3 protein-coding genes are annotated in these 1,332 nt (G+C 71.0%); 1 reads left to right on the top strand and 2 read right to left on the bottom strand.

Going from position 1 to position 1,332, the window contains the following annotated elements; translation table 11 throughout:
• Nucleotides 1-233, bottom strand: a 233-nt coding sequence (locus AB0G02_RS40600; RefSeq protein ID WP_360805985.1) for a hypothetical protein, incomplete at its 3' end; no start/stop codon positions are given.
• A gap of 152 nt (nucleotides 234-385) precedes the next feature.
• On the opposite strand from AB0G02_RS40600, the gene AB0G02_RS40595 reads away from it, so the two are divergent.
• Nucleotides 386-790 (top strand): ATP-binding protein, encoded by a 405-nt coding sequence (locus AB0G02_RS40595; RefSeq protein ID WP_360805982.1) that lies wholly within the window; start codon nucleotides 386-388, stop codon nucleotides 788-790.
• Between the two features lie 49 nt (nucleotides 791-839).
• Here the strand turns inward: AB0G02_RS40595 and AB0G02_RS40590 are convergent, their stop codons facing one another.
• Nucleotides 840-1,232, bottom strand: coding sequence for a hypothetical protein (locus AB0G02_RS40590; RefSeq protein WP_360805979.1), 393 nt, complete (start codon nucleotides 1,230-1,232; stop codon nucleotides 840-842).
• Between the last annotated feature and the right edge of the window lie 100 nt (nucleotides 1,233-1,332).

Raw genomic sequence — 1,332 nt, 5'->3', positions numbered from 1 at the left:
CGCATGAACCGCAGGGTGGCCGACACCGGGCCGTTCGGCGCGCGGTCGGCCAGGTCGACCAGGGCGTCCCGCACCGGGGCGACCGCGGCGGCGAACCCGGCGAGCACCCGCTCGACGTCCTGCCGGGCCTCGGCGTGGCGGGGATCGAGGCGCAGCACGGCCCGCACGGCCGAGTCGACCGCGACGCGCAGCACGGCCACCGGGTCGTCCGCCGGAACCTGTTCCTCGCTCACGAAAGCCAGCCTAAATCACGATGCGTAGCGCGGCATGTGCAGAGCGCACGGACGAGCGGGAGGTGTGCGGGCTCCGATGCCGGGGTATCCCCTCGTGTCGAGGCCGCTTTGGAACAGGCAGGGCGGTCGTGGTGACAACTGGGGAACGAGCCATGACGCTGTCGGAGGACGTGCTCGCTGCGAGGATCAGCGTGGACTTGAGCATGCAGGTGCCACCGCTGGCCCAGATCCGGCAGTGGCTGGCCACCGTCCTGGCCGACCTGGCCGAGGACCTGCTGCAGGATCTGATGCTGGTCTGCACCGAGCTGGTGGCCAACGCCTACGACCACGCCTGCGCGCCACGCCGGTTGCGCGTGCTCCGGTCGAGCGACCACCAGGCCCTGCGGATCGAGGTCGACGACGGCAGCCCCGACAGCCTGCCGGTGACCGGCAAGTCACGCCTGGGGGCCTTCCGCGGTCGTGGCCTGATCATGGTCGACACGCTGTCGCGGCGGCGTTGGGGCACGTACTCGGGCACCGAGTGCAAGACCGTGTGGGCCGAGCTGCCGTTGTCGTGAGCGTGCGGTGCGGACAGGTCCGACGACCGGACCCGTCACGGCCCCGCGGTCAGAACCGGTCGGTCTGCGTCAGCTCGTGCTCGAACGCGTCCGCGGCGGAGACCAGCAGCAACAACGGGCGCTCGAACTCCTCCCGGACGCTCAGGTCCTCCAGCGGCACGGTGTGCTTGAGCAGCGCCACGTCGTCCACCACCGCGGCGGCGCCGACGGCCGTCGTCCCCGCGAGCTCCAGCAGCCGCCGCAGGTCGATCGCGTCGGGGCGGCCGACGGGCGAGGAGATCTCGACCCAGGCGACGCCATCCGACTCCGGCACGTGGTGCACCGAGACCTGCTGGGTGCGGCCCTCCCCCGTGTCCAGCCGGAAGCGCAGCCAGGTGTCGTTCTCCTCCAGCACCTCGTACCGCGTCCGGACATAGTTGATCACGTCGATCCAGCTGGTCACCGCAGCAGCCCCTCACCCCTGGTCACACCACGTCCGGTCGCTGCACACGGTAACAGAAACACCGTATCGAGGTCGCGACCCGTCGGCCGCGACCTCGATT

The sequence above is a fragment of the Actinosynnema sp. NPDC023658 genome (genome assembly GCF_040639995.1).
Lineage (GTDB): Bacteria > Actinomycetota > Actinomycetes > Mycobacteriales > Pseudonocardiaceae > Actinosynnema.
This window is presented reverse-complemented; position numbering and strand designations above follow the sequence as displayed.

Bases quoted from the DNA above. Each gene is read 5' to 3' on its own strand.
- AB0G02_RS40595 (WP_360805982.1), top strand. From the start codon at position 386: ATGACGCTGTCGGAGGACGTGCTCGCTGCGAGGATCAGCGTGGACTTG.